The organism is Prescottella subtropica (genome assembly GCF_005434945.1).
Taxonomy (GTDB): domain Bacteria; phylum Actinomycetota; class Actinomycetes; order Mycobacteriales; family Mycobacteriaceae; genus Prescottella; species Prescottella subtropica.
The window spans coordinates 97,353-117,011 of record NZ_SKCH01000001.1 but is presented as its reverse complement, the minus strand read 5'-3'; the positions used below and the strand labels follow the sequence as shown (position 1 = coordinate 117,011).

Annotated in this window: 18 protein-coding genes; 4 read left to right on the top strand and 14 right to left on the bottom strand. The window is 68.7% G+C overall.

The window, feature by feature from the left end:
* Positions 1 to 13: 13 nt before the first annotated feature.
* Positions 14 to 691, top strand: a complete 678-nt coding sequence (locus E0497_RS00470) for an ABC transporter ATP-binding protein (RefSeq protein WP_241665636.1) — start codon at positions 14 to 16, stop codon at positions 689 to 691.
* 7 nt (positions 692 to 698) lie between these two features.
* The gene (locus E0497_RS00465; protein ID WP_170312822.1) at positions 699 to 2,330 is read left to right on the top strand and encodes a class I adenylate-forming enzyme family protein; all 1,632 of its coding nucleotides are present in this window, start codon (positions 699 to 701) and stop codon (positions 2,328 to 2,330) included.
* On the opposite strand, the gene E0497_RS00460 is transcribed toward E0497_RS00465, so the two are convergent.
* The 4 genes from E0497_RS00460 to E0497_RS00445 form a co-directional block, all read right to left on the bottom strand.
* Positions 2,293 to 4,164, bottom strand: a complete 1,872-nt coding sequence (locus E0497_RS00460) for an AMP-dependent synthetase/ligase (RefSeq protein WP_137722820.1) — start codon at positions 4,162 to 4,164, stop codon at positions 2,293 to 2,295. The two genes, E0497_RS00465 and E0497_RS00460, sit on opposite strands and share 38 nt — an antisense overlap.
* Before the next feature lie 90 nt (positions 4,165 to 4,254).
* Positions 4,255 to 5,889 (bottom strand): ABC transporter permease, encoded by a 1,635-nt coding sequence (locus E0497_RS00455; protein ID WP_137722819.1) that lies wholly within the window; start codon positions 5,887 to 5,889, stop codon positions 4,255 to 4,257.
* Positions 5,886 to 6,785: an ABC transporter ATP-binding protein gene (locus E0497_RS00450; RefSeq protein ID WP_137722818.1), complete on the bottom strand. Its 900-nt coding sequence runs from the start codon at positions 6,783 to 6,785 to the stop codon at positions 5,886 to 5,888. Before E0497_RS00450 ends, E0497_RS00455 begins: the two co-directional genes overlap by 4 nt.
* Before the next feature lie 73 nt (positions 6,786 to 6,858).
* Complete coding sequence (locus E0497_RS00445) at positions 6,859 to 7,515, bottom strand: TetR/AcrR family transcriptional regulator (RefSeq protein WP_137722817.1); 657 nt, start codon at positions 7,513 to 7,515, stop codon at positions 6,859 to 6,861.
* Between the two features lie 162 nt (positions 7,516 to 7,677).
* On the opposite strand from E0497_RS00445, the gene E0497_RS00440 reads away from it, so the two are divergent.
* Positions 7,678 to 9,231, top strand: coding sequence for a succinic semialdehyde dehydrogenase (locus E0497_RS00440; RefSeq protein ID WP_137722816.1), 1,554 nt, complete (start codon positions 7,678 to 7,680; stop codon positions 9,229 to 9,231).
* Positions 9,232 to 9,252: 21 nt separating this feature from the next.
* Here E0497_RS00440 and E0497_RS00435 read toward each other — a convergent pair whose 3' ends face one another.
* The 4 genes from E0497_RS00435 to mmsB all read right to left on the bottom strand — a co-directional run bounded on the left by E0497_RS00435 (position 9,253) and on the right by mmsB (position 13,722).
* Positions 9,253 to 9,711 (bottom strand): SPW repeat protein, encoded by a 459-nt coding sequence (locus E0497_RS00435; protein WP_137723135.1) that lies wholly within the window; start codon positions 9,709 to 9,711, stop codon positions 9,253 to 9,255.
* Between the two features lie 162 nt (positions 9,712 to 9,873).
* Positions 9,874 to 11,349 (bottom strand): CoA-acylating methylmalonate-semialdehyde dehydrogenase, encoded by a 1,476-nt coding sequence (gene mmsA, locus E0497_RS00430; RefSeq protein ID WP_137722815.1) that lies wholly within the window; start codon positions 11,347 to 11,349, stop codon positions 9,874 to 9,876.
* 43 nt (positions 11,350 to 11,392) lie between these two features.
* Positions 11,393 to 12,766, bottom strand: a complete 1,374-nt coding sequence (locus E0497_RS00425; protein WP_137722814.1) for an MFS transporter — start codon at positions 12,764 to 12,766, stop codon at positions 11,393 to 11,395.
* The gene (gene mmsB, locus E0497_RS00420; RefSeq protein ID WP_137722813.1) at positions 12,763 to 13,722 is read right to left on the bottom strand and encodes a 3-hydroxyisobutyrate dehydrogenase; all 960 of its coding nucleotides are present in this window, start codon (positions 13,720 to 13,722) and stop codon (positions 12,763 to 12,765) included. The genes E0497_RS00425 and mmsB overlap by 4 nt, the downstream gene beginning before the upstream one ends.
* An 88-nt stretch (positions 13,723 to 13,810) precedes the next feature.
* On the opposite strand from mmsB, the gene E0497_RS00415 reads away from it, so the two are divergent.
* Positions 13,811 to 14,707 (top strand): LysR family transcriptional regulator, encoded by an 897-nt coding sequence (locus E0497_RS00415; RefSeq protein WP_137722812.1) that lies wholly within the window; start codon positions 13,811 to 13,813, stop codon positions 14,705 to 14,707.
* Positions 14,708 to 14,728: 21 nt separating this feature from the next.
* Here E0497_RS00415 and E0497_RS00410 read toward each other — a convergent pair whose 3' ends face one another.
* From E0497_RS00410 to E0497_RS00385, 6 genes are all read right to left on the bottom strand, one after another.
* Positions 14,729 to 15,586 carry an SDR family NAD(P)-dependent oxidoreductase gene (locus E0497_RS00410; RefSeq protein WP_137722811.1) on the bottom strand — a complete coding sequence of 286 codons (858 nt, stop codon included), beginning with the start codon at positions 15,584 to 15,586 and terminating at the stop codon, positions 14,729 to 14,731.
* A gap of 52 nt (positions 15,587 to 15,638) precedes the next feature.
* Positions 15,639 to 16,409: a hypothetical protein gene (locus tag E0497_RS00405; protein WP_137722810.1), complete on the bottom strand. Its 771-nt coding sequence runs from the start codon at positions 16,407 to 16,409 to the stop codon at positions 15,639 to 15,641.
* On the bottom strand, positions 16,402 to 17,232 hold the full coding sequence (locus E0497_RS00400) for a hypothetical protein (protein WP_137722809.1): 831 nt from the start codon (positions 17,230 to 17,232) through the stop codon (positions 16,402 to 16,404). Before E0497_RS00400 ends, E0497_RS00405 begins: the two co-directional genes overlap by 8 nt.
* A gap of 280 nt (positions 17,233 to 17,512) precedes the next feature.
* Positions 17,513 to 18,448, bottom strand: coding sequence for a copper resistance D family protein (locus E0497_RS00395; protein WP_137722808.1), 936 nt, complete (start codon positions 18,446 to 18,448; stop codon positions 17,513 to 17,515).
* A 17-nt stretch (positions 18,449 to 18,465) separates the two neighbouring features.
* Positions 18,466 to 19,005 carry a copper resistance CopC family protein gene (locus tag E0497_RS00390; protein ID WP_137722807.1) on the bottom strand — a complete coding sequence of 180 codons (540 nt, stop codon included), beginning with the start codon at positions 19,003 to 19,005 and terminating at the stop codon, positions 18,466 to 18,468.
* Positions 19,002 to 19,637 carry a YcnI family copper-binding membrane protein gene (locus E0497_RS00385; protein WP_137722806.1) on the bottom strand — a complete coding sequence of 212 codons (636 nt, stop codon included), beginning with the start codon at positions 19,635 to 19,637 and terminating at the stop codon, positions 19,002 to 19,004. Before E0497_RS00385 ends, E0497_RS00390 begins: the two co-directional genes overlap by 4 nt.
* Positions 19,638 to 19,659 lie beyond the last annotated feature (22 nt).

Below are 19,659 nucleotides of genomic sequence, written 5' to 3'. Positions count from 1 at the left end.
GTACGGTTCCGCGATGGCTGTCTCCTCGGTGTCGATAACCGTCGAACCATGTTGTGTGACAGCTATTGTCGGTCCAAACGGGGCTGGGAAAAGCAGCCTCTTCTCCGGGGTGTACGGCGCGATCAAGGCGACGGGGACCGTTCGCCTCGACGACGTGGACATCAGTGGAGAGTCGGCGATGTCTCGGGGTCGACGAGGATTCGCCTACGTCCCGCAGGGGCGCCAGTTGTTCATGAAGATGTCGGTTGCCGAGAACTTGATGGTCGGAGCCGATCTGCTCGGCCTCCCGAAGTCCTCGGTCGATACCGCGATGGACCGATTCCCGGTCCTCCGGGAACGTGCCGGTCGATTCGCGGGTGTTCTCAGCGGTGGTGAACAGCAGATGCTCGTCCTGGCACGAGCGTTGCTCGCTGATCCGCAGGTACTACTTCTGGATGAGATGACCACCGGCCTCGCCCCGAAGATCGTCGCCGGCCTCCGCGAGACCGTCCGCGAACTGGCCGCATCGGGCGTGGCCGTCCTGATCGCTGAACCATCGCTCACGGCACTGAAATCGATTGTGGACCGTGGGTATGTGATGCAGCGAGGGCGGATCGCCGCGGAGTGCGCGAGCGCCGACGAACTGGACAAGGCATATCGCCGATCGATGGGTATCACCGAGGCGATCATCGATGCCGCAGCACACGAGTGAGGTGACCATGACAATCGACAGTGACACGACGCCCGACTTCCTCACCCCCGGTACCTTCGCGACCGCACCCGAGTCCTACGCCGACGTTTCCGTCAGTGATGTGGTGCGGGCGTGGGCGCGACGGATCCCGGAGCGTCCGGCATTCGTCGGCAGTGCCGGCACGACCACGTGGCGTGGATACGACGAGCTGGCCGATGCTGTCGCCGTCGAGTTGCGGTGGACGGCAGCAGGTCCGGGTGACCGGGTGGCGGTACTGCTGCCGGACACTGCGGGTGTGCATGCGGCGCTGTGTGGATGTTTCCGGGCCGGCCGGATCGCGACTGCCATCGGGGTGCGGTCGGGGGTGCGGGAGATCTCGCACATCATGCGCCGCACCGATGCCACGGTTCTGGTGACCGCGGCATCGATTCGGGGCCGTACATGGCAGGAACTCGTCGACGAACTACGCGGGTACGACGTGTCCCCGACTGAAGTGGTGATCGTCGACGAGAGCAGCGGGTCGGTGGTCCGGCAGCATCTCGGCAGTGCGGGTGATGTCGGTGCCACCGGCACATTCACCACATCGGATGTGACACTGCTCAATTCGACGTCCGGCACCACCGGGTTGCCGAAGGTGGTGGCGCACACCGAACGCAAGTGGGTGGAGTTCGCCCGGGAGGCGATGTGGGGCGCCGACATCGGGCCTGGCGACGTCATCTGCTCGGTGGTGCCGGCACCGTTCGGGTTCGGGTTGTGGTCGGCGCACTTCCTGCCGGCACTGCTCGGGGTCCCGACCGTGGTGACCGCGCGATTCGACGTGGACGAGACCGCGATGCTCATCGAACGCGAACGGGTGACCGTGCTGTGTTGTGTCAGTACCCAGTTCAAGATGTTGTTGCGGTCCGATGCGGCCCGACATCGTGACTTGTCGAGCCTGAGGATCCTGTACACCGGTGGTGAGCCCGTCCCGTACGACGCGGCCCGCGAGTTCGAGGAACGGACCGGTGCCACCGTCCTGCAGTTCTACGGGTCGAACGAGGCGGGCGGGGTGAGCCGCACGACCCTGGCCGACGATGTAGACACCCGGCTGCGCACGTGCGGGCACCTGCTCGAGTCGATGCGGGTACGGGTGCTCGACGATACCGGGACACCGTGCACCGGCGGGCTCCGTCGTGGACAGCCGGCGGTATCGGGTCCCCTGGTGTCCGCCGGATACTGGGACGACCCGGCGGCGAACGCCGAGCTGTACACCGACGACGGCGCGATGCTGCTCGGTGATGTGGTGGAGATCGACGGCGCCGGCCGGTTGCGGGTGGTGGGCCGCACGGCGGACTTCGTCATCCGGGGCGGGAAGAACATTTCCGTCGTGGAGATCGAGGACCTCGTCCACGGCCATCCGGCGGTGTCGGATGTCGCGGTCGTCGGGGTGCCCGACGAGATCTTCGGTGAACGCGTGTGTGCCGTCGTGGTTCTCGCGGACAACGACACCCTCGATACCGGCGCGCTCGCCGCGTGGCTGCGGTCGCGGGGCACGACCGCCGAATACCTGCCCGAGTACGTCGTCACCGTCGACCGGCTCGAACTCGGTCCGGGCGGCAAGACGGACCGTCGGGCCGCCCGTGCTACCGCGATGGTCCTGCTGGGCCGTACAGTTCGCTGATCTTCTCGGAGAAGTGGTCGACCACCTTCGTGCGTTTGAGTTTCATGCTCGGGGTGATCTCGCCGTTCTCGACGCTCAGTTCGCGTTCGAGGATCGTGAACCGTTTGATCTGCTCCCAGCGGTTCAGGCCGGCGTTCAGTCGGTCGACGTAGGAGCTCATCATCGCGACGGTCGCTCCGGCCGAGGCGATCTCGCGCAGCGGACGGTCGGCCATGCCGTTCTCGGCGGCCCACTCGATGATCGCTTCCCCGTCGAGGCTGATCAGGGCTACGCAGTACGACTTGCCCTCGCCGTGCACGATGATCTCCCCGGCATACGGGCACAACCCCTTGAACATGGCGGCGATCGCCGACGGCGCCACGTACTTGCCGTTGGACGTCTTGAACATGTCCTTCTTGCGGTCGGTGATGCGCAGGAAGCCGTCGGTGTCGATCGTGCCGATGTCGCCGGTGCGGAACCAGCCGTCGGTGTCGAGAGCGTCAGCGGTCGCGTCGGGATTGTGGTGGTAGCCGCTCATCACCCCGGGGCCCCGGACGAGAATCTCGCCGTCGTCCGCGATCGCCACCTCGGTTCCGGGAAGGGGCCGGCCGACGGTGCCGAACCGGTATGCGTACGGGCGGTTGACGAGGGACGCGGCGCTGGTCTCGGTCAGCCCGTAGCCCTCGAGGATCACGATGCCGACCGCGTCGAACCATTGCGCTACATCACGATCCAGTGCGGCCGACCCGGAGATGAAGAACTTCAACCGGCCTCCGAACCGTTCCCGGATCGTCCGGAACACCAACCGGTCCGCCAGCGTATTCTCGAGGGACAGCCGGCGTGACACCGGTTTCCCGGACTGGCGCGCCTTCGACACCGCCCGCCCCACCCGCATCGCCCAGTCGAAGATCCGCTTCTTCACGCCGCTTTCGTCTTCCACCGTTCCGACGATGCGGGCGTGCGCCTTCTCGAAGATCCGGGGCGCCGCACCCATGAACGTCGGCCGCACCACGGCGAGATTGTCGACGATCCGGTCGACGCGGCCGTCGACGGCCGTCGCGAACCCGATCTGCAGCGGCAGCGTCAACAGCACCTTCCCGAACACGTGGGACAGTGGCAGCCACAGATATTGCAGGTCGGCGGCGTCGAGGATGCCGACCGCGTCGATCGCGGCCGCCTCGTACGTCCACGCCGCATGCGTCAGCCGCACTCCCTTCGGACGGCCCGTCGTGCCGGACGTGTAGATCAGCGTCGCCAGGTCGTCGGATGCGATCCCGGCGATCCGCTCCGCGACACAGTCCGGTCGATCGGCGAGCAACCGGTCGCCGCGCTGCTCGAGGTCGTCCCACCCGATCACCCAGCCGTCGTCGGGCGCGGTGCCGTCGACGAGGACGACGTACCGCACGTCCGGCAGGTCGGCACGATGCTCCCGGAGTTTCGCGAGCTGAGTGTCGTTCTCGGCGAAGACGACCCGGCTACCGGAGTTCGCGACGATGTATGCCACGTCGGACGCGGTCGTGGTCGGGTAGACGGTGGTGGTCGCGGCGCCGGCACACATGACCGCGAGATCGGCCAGTACCCACTCGTACCGGGTGGCCGACGCGACCGCGACCCGCTGCTCGGGCTCGACCCCGAGCGCGATCAGCCCGGCCGCGAGCCGTCGGACCCGGTCCCCGACCTCCGACCACGTGACACTCGCCCAGCCGCCGTCGGGGCTGTCGCCGTAGGGGAAACGGAAGGCCTCCGCCCGCGGGGTCGACGCCACCCGCTCGACGAACAGGTGCGCCACCGACGACGCCCGCTCCTCGATCCTGGACCAGTTCACGGCCTCGTCCGCCGCACGTGTTGCAGACATGCCCCGAGTCTAGGAACGGGCGATGCCGCCGAACGGGAAACGGCGTCACGGTTCCGACGCGAAAGCGTGACGCCGTGTCCCGGTCGTGGCCTACCGGAGATCGCGGCGGCGCACCGCGGTCAGTCCGACGGCGACGAGTGCGGCCGCGATCAGCAGCAGCCAGACGATCGGCGACCACTGGAATTCGCCGCCCGGCAGTCGCGGCAGATGCAGGAACGGCACCAGGTCGAGTACCGGCCCGGGCAGGTCGGCGACCATCCCGAACACGTACAGGGCGAGTATCGCCGCGAATACCGCCCACGCCGCCGACGCGAGTCGCGGCAGCGTGCCGAACAGTGCGACGGTGACACCTGTCAGCAGCCACACCGCCGGCAACTGCACCAGCGCCGCGGCGAGCATGCGCGGGACCTGTGCGCTGATGTCGCCGATCGACATCCCGTACGCGACACCGGTGACCAGTCCGGCGACCGTCAGGGCGACGGCCGGCCCGGTGAGTGCGAACACCAGATGCCCCAGTGCCCACTGTGGCCGCCCGATCGCGGTCGCGAGCACGTTCTCCGCACGCCCGGACTCCTCCTCGTCGTGCAGTTGCAGGGTCGCCGACACGGTGTAGGCGCCGGCAGCGAGACCGAGCAGGGTGAAACCCATTGCGAGGAACGAGTCCTCGAGTGCGCGGGCCCCGCCGAGACGGGCGAGGGCCTGCAGGATCAGCTCGTTGTCGCCGAGTTGGTCACCGACACCGTGTGCGGCGCCGCCGATCACGAGCGCGAACACCGTCATGCCGATCGTCCATGCGAGCATCGGTCCACGCTGCGTCCGCCACGCGAGACCGGTAGGCCCGGACAGTGTCGCCGGGGATCGGGCCGGTCCACGTCGTTCGGCGACGAGACCGGACCCGAGATCACGGTGCGCCAGAAGTGAATACGCGACGGCGACGAGTGCGACGGCGGTGACCGCGGGCAGCAGCAGCACCCACCAGCGTTCGTCGGCGAACGGGCGCACCTGTTGTGCCCATCCGATCGGCGACACCCACGACAGCATCCCGGACCCGGCATCGCCGACGGCCCGCAGCGCGAACGCAGCGGCCAGTACCGCGAATCCGATACCGCGGGCCGTGCGTGCCCCGGTACTCACCTGGGCGGCCACCGCGGCCACCCCGATGAACACCGCGCCCGCACCGAACGCCGCGGACCCGTATGCGATCGCCCCCGCGCCTCCCATTCCGAGCGACGCCAGCGCTGCGGCACCGATCAGCGAGCCGGCGGCCACCCCGATCCCCGCGGCGAGGACCGCCGCGGTCAGGCCGGCATACCGGCCCGCCGCGGTCGACCCGAGCAGTTCGGTGCGCCCCGCCTCCTCCTCCGCCCGGGTGTGCCGGACGACGGTGAGGATCGCGGCGATCGCCAGGAACGTGAACAGATACCCGGCGCGCCACGTCGTCAGTGCCCCCGCACTCGACCCGAAAATCGGCCCCACGAGCGCGATCTCGGACTTGACGACGGCCGTCGACGCCGCGAACGCGGCCCGCTGCGCATCCGTGGTGTACAGGCCGGCGATCGCCTTGCCGTAGACCAGGGGCAGCAGTCCGAGCACGATCGACCACGCGGGCAGGATCACCCGGTCGCGGCGCAGATTCAGCCGCAGCAGCAGCCCGGTCCCGGTGAACGGTGACGGGGCTGCGGCCGCTTCCGGTCGGGTCGACCGTGTCGCGGTGACGGCAGTCATGACCGCACCTCCTCGGCGAGTTGGTAGTGCTGCAGGAACAGTTGTTCGAGTGTCGGCGGGGTGCTCACCAGGCTCCGCACCCCGGTGTCGCCGAGCGTGCGGACCAGGGCGCCGAGGGCGTCGGCGTCGACCTGACAGTGCAGCGTCCGCCCGTCGAATCGCACGTCGTCGACGCCGACGATCCGGCCGAGATCGCCGGGGTCCCCGGTGAGTTCGGCGGTGATCGACGTCCGACTCAGGTGCCGCATCGACTCGAGCGACCCGCTCTCGACGGCACGCCCCGCCCGGATGAGCGTCACGTTCTGGCACAGCGCCTCCACCTCCGAGAGGATGTGACTCGACAGCAACACCGTCACACCCCGGCCGTGCGCCTCCGCAACACAATCCCGGAACACCTTCTCCATCAACGGATCCAGGCCGGACGTCGGCTCGTCCAACAGCAGCAGACGCGCGTTCGACGAGAACGCCGACACCACCGCCACCTTCTGCCGATTGCCCTTCGAATACGAGCGGGCCTTCTTCCGCGGATCCAGATCGAACCGCTCCACCAGATCCGCGCGGCGCCGCTCGTCCAGGCCACCCCGCATCCGGGCCAGCAGATCGATGATCTCCCCACCGGTCAGCGTCGGCCACAACGTCACATCACCCGGCACATAGGCGACCTCCCGGTGCAGATCCACCGCGTCGTGCCAGGCGTCGCGGCCGAACACCGACACACCGCCCCCGTCCGCACGCAACAGACCCAGCAACACCCGGATCGTCGTCGACTTCCCGGCACCGTTCGGCCCCAGGAAGCCGTGCACCTCACCCTCCCCGACCGTCAGATCCAACCCGTCCAACGCCCGCGTCGACCCGAACGACTTCTCCAGCTTCGCGACTTCGATGATCGTGGTCATGGTGACTCCTGAGGGTGGTTCCCCTGTCAGCTGAAGGGACCCTTTGTTCGCCTGTAGCGACCGAAGGGACCCTTCAGCTGAAACGGGAGGAGGGATGGGGGTAGGCATCGAGCAGGGTCGAGTCGGTGAACAGTCCCTCGGTGAACACCTCGAGGGCGGGGAACATGATCGCGTCGGTCATGGTGCGGAGGACCGCGGCGAAGTCGACGGTGCCGTCGGGGTCGCTGTGCATCTGCAGGTACAGGAGGGTGGAGCCGAGGCTGTTCATGGTGAGGTAGCGGGCGCGGGCGGCGGGGTCGCGGCTGGGGCGGATACGGCCTTCGGTGACGGCGGCGTCGAGGTAGGTCTCGACGGCGACGACCATGTGTTCGAGCAGGGTGGCGGCGAGTTCGCCGCCGGCCTGGAAGGACCGCACGAGGTAGGCGACGAGCGGTGCGTAGCGGTCGATTTCGGCGAGGGACGCGAGCATCGGGCCGGGTCCGGGGGCGGTGAGGATGTCACGTTTCTCGGCGGTGATGATGCCGAGGACGTGGTCGTCGCAGACGGCGCGCAGGCCCTGTTTGGAGCCGAAGTGGTGGTTGACGAGTCCGGGGGAGACGCCGGCGTCGGCGGCGACGGCGCGGATGCCGGCGGCGAATCCCTGGTGCCCGAAGACGCGGATCGCGGCGTCGCGGATCCGGGCCCGGGTGGTGAGGTCCGCATCGAGTCGATCCGTACTCGTTGAACGCATGTTCAAAGCATTGCTCGTCCGTTCAACGGTGGGCAACCGTATGCCCGTGGTCCTGACGGAATTTTGACGGCCGGGTCTCGCTCCCGGGTTACCTGTGACGGCGGCCACGGACCGGGTAGGTTGGGGACACTTCGAAATCTACTCACCAGTAGGGGCCCGATCATGTCTGCACCGTCCGCGGCGACTTTCGCCCGACTCGCCGCTCTCATCGCCATCCCGGATGCCGCGGACCGGCCGACGCGCCCGGTCGTCGAGGCGTTCACCGGACGCGAACTCGCCACCGTTCCCGTCGGCACGGCGGCCGACGCGCTCGCCGCGATCGAGCGGGCGCGGACGGCGCAGCAGGCGTGGGCGCAGCGCACCCCGGCCGAGCGGGCCGAGGTGTTCCTCCGCTACCGCGATCTCGTCCTCGAGCACAAGGACGCGCTGATGGACATGGCGCAGGCCGAGACCGGCAAGTCGCGGGCGTCGGCGCAGGAGGAGGTCCTCGACATCGCGATGACGTCCCGCTACTACGCGCGGCTGGCGCCGAAGCTGCTGCGTCCCAGCCGGGTCCAGGGGATGCTGCCGGGCCTGACGAAGACCGTCGTCCGGCACCACCCGAAGGGTGTCGTCGGTGTCATCTCGCCGTGGAACTACCCCATGACGCTCGCGGTGTCCGACGCCATCGCCGCCCTGCTCGCCGGCAACGCCGTCGTCATCAAACCGGACAGCCAGACGCCGTACTGTGCGCTCGCGTGCGCCGAACTGCTGTACCAGGCGGGGCTGCCGCGGGCACTGTTCGCGGTCGTGCCGGGTCCCGGCTCGGTGGTGGGCACCGCGCTCGTGGAGAACACCGACTACCTGATGTTCACCGGGTCCACCGCCACCGGACGGCTCCTCGCCGAGCAGGCCGGACGCCGGCTGATCGGGTTCTCCGCGGAACTGGGCGGCAAGAACCCGATGATCGTCACGAAGGGTGCGGACCTGCGGAAGGTCACCGACGCCGCGGTACGTGCGTGCTTCTCGAACTCGGGACAGCTGTGCATCTCCGTCGAACGGATCTACGTCGAGGAGGAGATCGCCCCCGAGTTCATCCGCCAGTTCGGGGAGCGGGTGCAGAACATGACCGTCGCCCCCGGCTACGAGTTCGGGATCGAGATGGGTTCCCTCGTCTCCGAAGCGCAGGTCAAGACGGTGTCCGGGCATGTCGCCGACGCGGTCGCCAAGGGTGCCACCGTCGTCGCCGGCGGCAGCGCCCGCCCCGACCTCGGGCCGCTGTTCTTCGAACCGACGGTTCTGACCGGCGTCACCGCGGACATGGAGTGCTACGCCGACGAGACGTTCGGCCCGCTCGTGTCGATCTACCCGGTCGCCGACGTCGAAGAGGCGATCGCCCGCGCCAACGACACGGAGTACGGACTCAACGCGAGCGTGTGGGCCGCCGGCCACGCCGACGGCGAGGCCATCGCGGCCCGCATCCTGGCGGGCACCGTCAACGTCGACGAGGGCTACGGTCCGACGTGGGGCAGCACCGCCGCACCGATGGGCGGCATGGGCGTCTCCGGGGTGGGCCGGCGGCACGGCGCCGAGGGCCTGCTCAAGTACACCGAGGCACAGACCGTCGCCACCACCCGCGTCGTCAATCTCGGTGGGCCGCGGTGGCTTCCGGCCAAGGTGTGGGCCACGCTGATGCCGCCGTTCATCAAGGCGATGAAGTTGCTGCCGGGGCGCTGACGGGCACCGACATGGGCGGCGTCAGTACGACGGATGCCGCCTGTGCCGGCTCTCCTCCCAGCGGGCCATGCCGAGTCCCATCGTGCCCGCGCCGAGCACGAGCGCGACGATGCCGACCGCGATGTTCGACCAGAGCACCGAGCCGGTGGTGGTGACCCCGGCGACCAGCCACGGCGACGCGATCAGCCAGATCCCCAGCAGCGGGGCGACGAACGCGATGCCGTGGGTGCGGCCGTACGTGGTGGCGTGTCCGACGGCGAGCAGGCTGATTGCGAGCCCCGCGAACACGTTGCACATTGCCAGTGCGGTCTGCCCGGCGAACCCGACGATCCACGGCGACGCCGCCGCGTACAGCCCGGCCAGCACCATCAGCCCCTCGGCGAGCTGCGGCACCGGGCCCTCCCCGAACTCGTCGTAGCGGGCCCGCAGTTCGGCGATGTCGGGGTGGGTTTCCAGGGACCGGTCCGGTGTAACGGACATGCCTGATGAAGTCGACATGACGGATCATCTCCTCGGCCAAGTGCGACATCTGTGTACTTCGAGGCTAGGCCCGGAAACGGTCGGCGTACAGGGCCGGGCGGGCGGCACCGGAATCGGTGCCGCCCGCCCGAACGGTCGTTCGTCAGGATGTCGGTCGGATCGTCAGTTCGGACGGAAACCGAAGTCCGTTCCGGTGACGCTGTCCCAGCGCGACGTGACGTACTTGGGGCGGGTGTAGAAGCTCCACGACGCGTTGTTCAGGCCGGTGTCGCCGAACGCGGAGTCCTTCCATCCCTGCACCGCGTACGCAGCCACCGGGACCGGGATCGCGACGTTGACGCCGATCATGCCGGCCGAGGCGCGGCGCTCGAACTCGTTGGCAGCGGCCCCGTCCCGCGTGAAGATCGACGCACCGTTGCCGTAGCGGTGGTTGCGGATCAGTTCGATGCCGTCGTCGAGGGTGTCGACACGCAGCACCACCAGGATCGGGCCGAACAGTTCCTCCCGGTAGGCGGGGGAGTCGGTGTCGACGTCGGCGAGGATCGTCGGGCCGACGAAGTAGCCGCTCTCGAAGCCTGGGACGTCCTCGGTGCTGCGGTCGACGACGGCGCGGGCACCGGCCGCGATCGCCTCCTTGACGGTGGCGCGGATGCGTTCCTGCGACTGTCGGTTGACCACGGGGCCCACCTCGGTGCCCGGTGTCGACCCGGCGCCGAGCTGCACCTGCTCGGCGCGTGCCTTCAGCTTCCCGAGCAGCGGCTCGGCATCGTCGCCGACGACGACCGCCACCGAGATCGCCATGCAGCGCTGACCGGCCGCACCGAAGCACGACGACGTGAGCTGGTCGGCGACGACGTCCAGGTCGGCGTCCGGCATGACGATCATGTGGTTCTTGGCGCCGCCGAACGCCTGCACCCGCTTGCCGGCCGCGGCGGCCCGCGAGTAGACGGCATGTGCGACGGCGCTGGAGCCGACGAACGCGACGGCCTCGGTGTCCGGGGAGTCGATCAGCTGTGCGGCGCAGTCCTGGCGGCCGTGGAGCACGTTGAGGACGCCGTCGGGCAGCCCGGCTTCCTGGAAGAGTTCGGCGATCCGCACGCACACGCTCGGATCCTGTTCGCTGGGCTTCCATACGAACGTGTTGCCCGACGCCAGCGCGACGGAGACCATCATCATGCCCATCATGGCGGGGAAGTTGAACGGGGTGATGCCGACGCAGACGCCGAGCGGATGCAGGACCGACTTGGTGTCGATGTTCGGCCCGGTCTGCAGTGACGTGCTGCCGTGTGCGAGTGCCGGTCCGCCGCAGGCGAGTTCCACCGAGTCCGCGGCCCGGGAGATCTCCCCGACGGCATCGTCGAGGGTCTTGCCGTGCTCCTCGGTGATGAGGGCGGCGAGCTCGGACCGGTTGGCCAGCAGCAGCTCCCGGAAACGGTAGAGCACCTGGGCGCGCTTGGACAGCGACGTCGCCGACCACCCGTCGAACGCGGCACGAGCGGCGGCGACCGCGGCGTCGACGGTGGCGGCGTCGGCCATCGGCACGGTGGCGACCGGACGGTCGGTTGCGGGGTCGAGGACGTCGATCGTGTCGCGGCCGGTGACTGCAGCTCCGTCGATCCAGTGGGAAATCGTGCGCATGAGTGAACCTTTCAGTACGAGAAGGGAAATCGGAGGTCTGTTGTCACAGGGAGGTGCCGAAACGGGCGCGGTGCTCGTCGTCGAGGGTCGACAGCGACAGGCCCTTCGTCTCCCGCATGAACAGGACGGCGACGATCGAGATCAGTCCGGCGACCGCGACGTAGATCGCGATCGGCACCCAGGAATCGAAGGCGCGCAGCAGCATCGTGGCGATCACCGGGGCCAGCGACCCGGCGAAGATCGCGGTGACCTGCGCGCCGAGGGAGACGCCGATGTAACGTATGTGCGTCGGGAACATCTCGGACAGCAGTGCCGGCTGCGGCGCGTACATGATCGCGTGGATGATCAGGCCGATCGTGATGGCGCACAGGATCAGAGCGTCGGAGCGACTGTCCATCAACGGGAACGCCACGAAGCAGTAGACGGTGGCCAGGGCCGCGCCGACGAGGTAGACGGGGCGACGGCCGACCTTGTCGGACATCCACCCGAACACCAGGATCATGCCGGCGTGCACGATGTGCGAGATCAGCATGAGCAGCAGGATCGTCGACGTGTCGATGCCCAACTGCACCTTCAGGTACGTCAGCGAGAACGTGACCACCATGTAGTAGAGGATGTTCTCGATGACGCGGGCGCCCATCGCGGTCAGCACCTCGCGGGGCCGTGCCCGGAACACGCGCCGGACGGCTTGCCACGTGCTCTCCGCCTGCGGCTGTTCCTGTTTCGCCTCTGCGAAGATCGGCGAGTCCTCGACCTTGGTGCGGATGAACCAGCCGATCAGCACGATGAACGCGGAGAAGAAGAACGCCAGCCGCCACCCCCACGACAGGAACGCGGCCTCGGGCAGCGCGAAGGACAGCACCAGCAGCACGATCGTGGCCAGGACGTTGCCGAGGGGCGCCCCCACCTGCGGGAAGCTCGCCCAGAATCCGCGCTTGTCGTCGGGGCTCTGCTCGGCGACCAGCAGCACCGCGCCGCCCCATTCGCCGCCGATCGCGATGCCCTGCAGGAAGCGCAGCAGCACCAGGATGATCGGGGCCGCGTACCCGATCGTGGCGAAGCTCGGGATGGCGCCGATGAGGAACGTCGACACGCCGATCATCAGCAGCGACACCTGCAGCAGCTTCTTGCGGCCGAACTTGTCCCCGAAGTGCCCGAATATGATGCCGCCGATCGGGCGGGCCACGAAGCCGATCGCATATGTCAGCAGGGCGGCGATCACGCCGTCGAGGGGATTGCCGGTGGAGTGGAAGAACACGTCCCCGAAGACGAGGGCGGCGGCCATGCCGTAGAGGAAGAACTCGTACCACTCGGCGACCGTGCCGGCCATCGACGCGGCGACGATGCGACGGAATCCGGCCGGAGTCCCGGTCTTTCGATCCGGGCTGGGTGCCGGGTCGACCAGCTGCGCGGTCATCGGGCGTCCCCGCCTACCGTGCCGTCGACGAGACGGATCAGCGCCGAGAAGTCGAGGCCGCCGAAGCCGCTGTCGGCCAGCACGTCCAGACGGCGGGCCACCTCCGCGGTGGCGGCCGCGTCGACACCGTGCGCGGTGGCCGCGTCGAGGGCGAGACCGAGATCCTTGCGCATCAACGTGACGGCGAACCCTCCGGTGAAATCGCGACTCGACGGCGCCGACTCGACGGCGCCCCCGACCGGGTAGTACTGGCGCAGCGCCCAACTGTCGCCGGTGGACACGCCCGCGATGTCGATGACGGTCTTCGGCGCAACTCCCAGACGCTCCGCGAGCACCGCCGCCTCGCACGTGCTCTGCATGTTCATCGCGAGCATCATGTTGTTGAGCATCTTGGCGCTCTGCCCGGCGCCGGTGTCGCCGGCGTGGAAGATGCGCGCCCCCATCGCGTCCAGCAGCGGACAGACCGCGCCGAGGTCGGCGTCGGCGCCGCCGACCATGAACGTCAGCGTCGCGTTCTGCGCGCCCGCGGTGCCGCCGGAGACCGGGGCGTCGAGGAAGCGTCGGCCCGCCCCGGTGACGGCCGTCGACAGTGCGACCGCGTCGGCGGTGCCGATCGTGGAACAGTCGACCACCAGTGCGCCCGGAGCGGCGACGGCGAGCGCACCGGCGTCGAGCAGCACCGACCGCACGTGCTCGCCCTTGGGCAGCATCGTGAACAGCACGTCGGCGCCGGTCGCGGCGTCGGCCACGGACTCGGCGGTCGGAACACCCTGTGCGGATGCGGCTTCCCGTGCGTCGGGGGAGAGATCGAACCCGACGACCGTGAAACCTGCGGTGCGACCTGCGCTGTGCAGATTTGCGGCCATCGGCAACCCCATGTTGCCCAGACCGATCCAACCGACCTTCATGCTGGTGCCCTTCCGTCCGGTGCCGAGCTGTGGATCTGCCGCGGCCATGACGGCAAGAGTGACCTGGATTACAGTTTGGGAAAAGCCCTGTTTCGGTACATGAGTTGTGCAGAACTGCACAGGAAGGGGAGTGGGCGTGCGCGCCGACGACCTGGTGGTGCTGCTGGAGATCGCCCGCTGCGGGTCGCTGGTCGGGGCCGCGTCCGCCCTCGGCCTCAACCACGCGACGGTGTCCCGGCGGATGTCGGCGCTCGAGGCGGAACTGCACGCGCCGGTCCTGGTGCGCGGCGTGCAGGGCTGCGAGCTCACCGACCTCGGGCATCGGCTGCTGGCGTCGTGCGAACAGATCGAATCGGCCCTCACCGACGTCCGGGACCTGGTGAGCACGACGCCACGGGAGCGGCAACTGTCCGGGCTGGTGCGGATCGCGACCACCGAGGCGTTCGGATCCTGTTTCGTCGCGCCACTGCTCGCCGACCTGCACCGCATCAACTCGGATCTGACGGTGGAGATCGTGACGCAGACCCGGCTCAGCGCGTTCGGTGCCGGCGCGGACATCGAGATCGGGGTGGGGGAGCCGGTGTCGGGACGGCCCGGCGCGGAGAAGCTCACCGACTACCGGATGGGCCTGTACGCGTCCGACGAGTACAGGGCCGAGCGCGGTCTGCCCACCACGATCGACGAACTGGCCGAGCATTCCCTCGTCTACTACATCGAAAGCCTGCTGCGGGTCGAGGATCTGGATGTCCTCACTCGGCTTACCGGCAGCCATCGGGTGACGTTCGGATCGACCAGTGTGCAGGCGCAGACCGCGGCCACGCTCGCCGGGGCCGGAATCGGTCTGTTGCCCGCGTTCGTCGCCGAACGCGAGCCGACGCTGCGGCGGGTGCTGCCGTCGGACGTGAACGTCACCCTCGAGTTCAGTGCCTGCCTCGGCCCGCGGCGTCTGCGCCGGCCCGCCGCCGCGACCGTCCTGCAGGCGATCCGGGAAATGGTCGCCGACCGGCAGGACGAACTCATGCCGCGGTGGTGAGTGGGATTGTGGTGGCGGGCGTCAGATCCCGGACGTGAACAGGCGGTGCCGCCGCACGTCGGCCCGGTCGACGGCGACGGCGTCGAGGACGCGGGTGAGTCGCCCGGCGAGCGGGCCGACACGGCGTGGGCGGCGGGCGATCGCGTCGCACAGCACGTGCCCGCCCTGCTCGGCGGTGAGGGCGGCCGCGGCGCGGTACGCCTCGTTGGGGGCGATCATCGCGGTCCTCACCAGCGGCATGTACACCGACGTGAATGTGACGTTCTCGCCGAGGGTTTCGGCTTGGAACGACGTGCACACCTCGTCGAGTGCGGCCTTCGACGCCACGTAGGCGGCGTAGCCGGGGCCGCCGAACAGGTTGGCCGCGGACAGCACGTTGACCACTCGGCCGTCGCGGCGTTCCCGCATCCCCGGCAGCACCGCGAGCATGAGTCGCACGGCCGCAACATAGTTGAGGGTCATGGTGCGTTCGAAGTCGTGGGTGCGGTCGTAGGACCGGTCGAGGGTGCGGCGGATGGAGCGGCCCGCATTGTTGACGAGGACGTCGACGCCGCCGTGTTCGTCTTGGACCCGTCGGGTCATCGTGTCCGACGCGTCCGCGTCGTTCAGGTCGCACGGGTACGCGAACGCCGATCCGCCGGACGCCGTGATCTCCTCGGCGACCGCACGCAACTCGGGTTCGCGGCGGGCGACGAGCAGCACCGTGGCCCCGGCTGCCCCCAGCTCGATCGCCGCGGCCCGCCCGATCCCCGACGACGCCCCCGTGATCAGGACTCGCCTGCCCGACACGGCCTCGCGCAGCGGACGCCCGCGACGAGGGAACGGGCCGCGGGTGTCGAGCGCATGCCTGACCTGGAACCACCAGTTCGTCGAGTCCATGAAAGTCGAGGATAGGGAAGTCGGTCTGTGTACCAAGTCTTTTCGAATATACTCAGTGGTCCGGGTCGGCGACATGGCGACGGATGAGGGCAGCCAGACGGGCCGGCGCAATGGTCGTACCGTCTATCGGATGAAGTCTGTCGATCATCGCTACCAGCTCGTAGAGGGCGCGAGCGGCATCGCCTCGTGAACCCTTGCGGACAGTGTCCAATCGCCATCCGGTGATGGTGTCCCGGTGCTCGAACACGATGGCCATCAACGAACACAGGTCGGCGATGTCTTTTGCGGCGAGACGACTGCGCCAGGCGAGCGCTTTGAGAACGACAGCCGATTCGACATCGGGAACGGATACGCCGAAGACCTGTATCTCCCCGGTGGTCAGGTGTGCGTGGACCGTGACGTCCAAAGGTGCGGAGTTCAGTGCCAATTGCAGTCCGGGGACAGCATCGAATCCGCGACCGTTGTGCACGACCATCTCCCAGCGCCGACCGCTGGTACTGGGCACGAGGAGATCCACAGCGAGGGGCGTGTCGTATCCGGACGGAGCCTGATAGTGGTTGCCGTGGACTTGTCGATAGCCTCGCTCGAGGAGTCGGCGGTGCAGACCGGGCCCGGCAGCGACCGCGACATCCATTCCGTCATCGGCATCGACAGTGACACGGGCGAGGGCTTCGGTCGTGGGATAAATGTGCCCGAGGATGTGCACCATGTGGCCACCGACGATCCGGTAATCGTTACCGTCGACTGCGGTCGCAAGATCGGCTAGAGCCCGCAGGCCGAGGTCGGCGGCGTTCGATGCTGCGATGATGTGAACCTCAGGCACGGTAGGTGCGCTCCTCGATTGCGGTACGTAGATGCTCGACTGCTTCACCCACGTCGGTGCCAGTGCTGCGTGCGACGTCGTGCAGCGCGATGACTGGATCGACGACGGCAGTAGGCCTGTCGTCGATATCGACGAGGGTCGACGTCTGCCAGAGCGTCGTGTCGGCGGGCACCGTGATCTCGAGGGTGTGCGAGTCTTCGGTTGCCGGAGTGAATCCTGCCGGAGCGAGGTCGACGAAGGTTCGGGTGTAGATGACGGCCCGTGTGGGCAGTCTCCACGGCGCGTATACGTCGGCGGCCACGTCACCGCTTTGTAGTGTCGCCACCCCTGTTCGGGCGCAGAACTCGGATGCGGTGGTGGATTGAAGAGCGATCGGGTCGAGTTCGTACCAGTACGTCGAGGCGCCTTCGGGCCCCGGATACTCAGCCAGATAACCGTCGAGTAGTTCCGATCGTGGATCACCGACCCATCCGTCTGGTGTCTTGCGTATGTGTCTGCTGCGTTGCAGTACCAGTGACACGGCCTGCTGCGTGACGCCGAGGCGGGTGGCGATGTCTTTCTGAGGTAGTGCCCGCTCGGACAGCAGAAGCAGGCGTTCGACGGCCCAGCGCGTCCAAGGTCTACGGCCGCGAGCCTGGTGCTGCTTCGGGGTAGGGATATTGCCGACGGCGTTCGGGGCACGGTACGCGATACCGGAGAGGAACACGACCTCGTCGTCGATCACGGCTATGTCGACGGTCCCGTCGACGGCGAGATCGTGTAGGTACGGGGTGAGCCGAGAAGTCGCGACGAGAACTCGGGATTCCGGGTGCTTGCTGAGCATCGCAGTGAGCAGATGAGGTGTCGGTGGCTGGCTCCGTGCCAGGACCAGGGCCGTCGCATGCCGGCCATCGGGGGTCGCTAACTCCAGCTTGCTCAGTGACCCGGAGATGACATGAACACCGACGCGACGAAGCAGTGTCAACGCCGCCGACAGAACCGGAGAAGATTCGTGCATAGTCGGCTCACGCCTCCCTCGTCTAGGGATACAAGCATAAACATCAATTAGTATTTTAGCTTGTATTTGCAGGTAGTGGGGATGCGTGTAAGGTCTCCGCAGCCCCTCACCCCGTCGTCGCGAGTCCCGCCGCGAGTCCGAATGCGACGGCCATGGCGGCGACCTCGCCGACCGCTCGGCGCAGGGACGCGTCTGCGCTCATCCGGTGTGCGGCCGCGGGGACGACCCAGGTGCGGCGCAGCCACCAAGCGGCCGTGAGCAGGACCGCGAGTGCCGCGATCTTGGCGAGCACCACCCGCCCGTAGCCGGTGGCGATCAGGGGTGTGATGCCGCCGAGCCGGACCGCGGCGTTGACGACACCGGTCGCGGCGAGCACCGCGACGCACCGCCACGCGACCGTCGAATAGCGGGGCAACAGTGCCGCCCACGCACCGCGCCCCCGGGCGGTCAGGGCGAGCGCGGTCAGCATCCCGAACCAGGTGGCCGCCGCCAGTACGTGGACGGCGTCCAGCAGAGATCCCAGCACTTGCTGCGACATGTGCCCGCTGACCGGGCGGGCGATCAGTGCCAGCCCCGACACCGCCAGCACCGGGCCGGCCGGCCAGGGCAGTGCGCGTCGGAACGCCACCACCGCCAGTCCGGTCACCAGTGTCGTGCACACGATCGTGGCCGCTCCGATCCGTCCGGTGTCGACGATCCGCACGAAGTCGACGACCGTGCCCGGCGGCACCGCGACCACCGGCCGTCCCGCGATCTCGGCGGCCTCGACCACCACCAGCACGATCTCGGTGACCGTCCACGCCCCGGCGACGGCCGCCGTCGTCCGCCATACCGTCCCGGCGTCGAGGGCGGGCCGTCGTTCGTCGCGCAGCAGCCACAACCAGCCGGCCGACCCGAACACCGTCGCACCGCACCCCAGTGCGAGCACCCGCACGGAGGCCACGGGCGACGGATCGGCCAGCAGCCAGGCGACACCGACCCCGAGAAAGGCAGTGAGGACGGCGGACACCAGCCATCCGCGGCCGATGCCCACCGTCCTCACCCGTGACGTCCGAGCAGTCAGCTGCGCGGCTTGCGCAGCGCGAACCACAGTCCGCCCGCGAACACCACGACACCGACACCGACGAACACCCAGATCAGCAGGTTGCTGCCAGACTCGCCGGATTCGCTGTCCGAGGACTGGCCGCCCGCCTTCGGGCCCGGCGTGCCGGTGCCCTCCTGCGTGAGCGTGAACGTGCGGGTGCCGCTGACGGGATGACCGTCGGCGGACGTGACGCGGAACGCGATCGTGTACTCGCCGACCGGGCCGAGACCCTCGAGCGGCACGCTGATCGCATCGCCCGCGACCGTCGGCTCACCCTTGGCCCACAGGTTGCCGTCCGGTCCGACGACGGTCAGCGACGCGAACTTCTCCTGCAGGGCCTCGTTGAACTGCAGGCTCACCCGGTCGGGGGCGGACGCGATCTCGGCGCCGTTCTCGGGGGTGCTGCCGATCACCGCGGAATGCGCGGCCGCCGTCCCCACCCCGAGCATCGTGGCGAGCATCGCGACGAAACCGATCACGACGACCCGCAGGCCGGTGAGAGTGTGTCGGGTCATGAGCGTCGGCTCCTCATCGTCGCGCCCAGGCCCAGTGCGGCGCCCAGTGCGCCGAGCACCAGGCCGATGCCGCCGAGCCAGCGGGCAGTGGTGTCGGTGGACACGGAAGTTGCGGTGGCTGCGTCCGTGGTCGTGCTCTCGGCGGCGAGGGCCAGCGACGGGGCCGGCTTGTCCGGTTCGCTGCCGTCCGGTCCGGGCTGCTGATTCCACTGCACGACGGTGCCGTCGCTGTACGTCTGGGTGGCGGGGAACTCCACCTGCTCGCGTTCGGGCAGCGGCCCGGCGGAGAGCACGAACTGCTGGAACTGGCCGGGGCCGACGCTCACGCCGGGGTCCGCGGTCCACGTCACCGCGGTCGCCGTCTTCGACGTCTCGTCCTTGACGACGGTCGACGTCCAGCCCGGCAGTGGCTCGGTGCGCGCCGACGTCAGGTTCGGCAACTGCACCGTCACCGCCGTCGTGCCGGCGGTGTCGGATTCGGTGGGGACGCGGAAGGTGAGGACGGAGTAGCCGCCCTGCTCGGCGCCGGGTGCGGCGACCGAGACGTGCGCCGACGCCACACCGGCGGCCAGCAGCACGACGCCACCGGCCGCGCCTGCCGTGGCCAGGACGCGGGAAATCGTTTTCTTCATGTTGTCTTCCTGTGCGGAGGTA

What these genes read in the sequence shown, in the direction of transcription:
- E0497_RS00470 (WP_241665636.1), top strand. Translation starts at nt 14, where the DNA reads ATGGCTGTCTCCTCGGTGTCGATAACCGTCGAACCATGTTGTGTGACA.
- E0497_RS00465 (WP_170312822.1), top strand. Translation starts at nt 699, where the DNA reads ATGACAATCGACAGTGACACGACGCCCGACTTCCTCACCCCCGGTACC.
- E0497_RS00460 (WP_137722820.1), bottom strand. Translation starts at nt 4,164, where the DNA reads ATGTCTGCAACACGTGCGGCGGACGAGGCCGTGAACTGGTCCAGGATC.
- E0497_RS00455 (WP_137722819.1), bottom strand. Translation starts at nt 5,889, where the DNA reads ATGACTGCCGTCACCGCGACACGGTCGACCCGACCGGAAGCGGCCGCA.
- E0497_RS00450 (WP_137722818.1), bottom strand. Translation starts at nt 6,785, where the DNA reads ATGACCACGATCATCGAAGTCGCGAAGCTGGAGAAGTCGTTCGGGTCG.
- E0497_RS00445 (WP_137722817.1), bottom strand. Translation starts at nt 7,515, where the DNA reads ATGCGTTCAACGAGTACGGATCGACTCGATGCGGACCTCACCACCCGG.
- E0497_RS00440 (WP_137722816.1), top strand. Translation starts at nt 7,678, where the DNA reads ATGTCTGCACCGTCCGCGGCGACTTTCGCCCGACTCGCCGCTCTCATC.
- E0497_RS00435 (WP_137723135.1), bottom strand. Translation starts at nt 9,711, where the DNA reads ATGTCCGTTACACCGGACCGGTCCCTGGAAACCCACCCCGACATCGCC.
- mmsA (WP_137722815.1), bottom strand. Translation starts at nt 11,349, where the DNA reads ATGCGCACGATTTCCCACTGGATCGACGGAGCTGCAGTCACCGGCCGC.
- E0497_RS00425 (WP_137722814.1), bottom strand. Translation starts at nt 12,766, where the DNA reads ATGACCGCGCAGCTGGTCGACCCGGCACCCAGCCCGGATCGAAAGACC.
- mmsB (WP_137722813.1), bottom strand. Translation starts at nt 13,722, where the DNA reads ATGGCCGCGGCAGATCCACAGCTCGGCACCGGACGGAAGGGCACCAGC.
- E0497_RS00410 (WP_137722811.1), bottom strand. Translation starts at nt 15,586, where the DNA reads ATGGACTCGACGAACTGGTGGTTCCAGGTCAGGCATGCGCTCGACACC.
- E0497_RS00400 (WP_137722809.1), bottom strand. Translation starts at nt 17,232, where the DNA reads ATGCTCAGCAAGCACCCGGAATCCCGAGTTCTCGTCGCGACTTCTCGG.
- E0497_RS00390 (WP_137722807.1), bottom strand. Translation starts at nt 19,005, where the DNA reads ATGACCCGACACACTCTCACCGGCCTGCGGGTCGTCGTGATCGGTTTC.
- E0497_RS00385 (WP_137722806.1), bottom strand. Translation starts at nt 19,637, where the DNA reads ATGAAGAAAACGATTTCCCGCGTCCTGGCCACGGCAGGCGCGGCCGGT.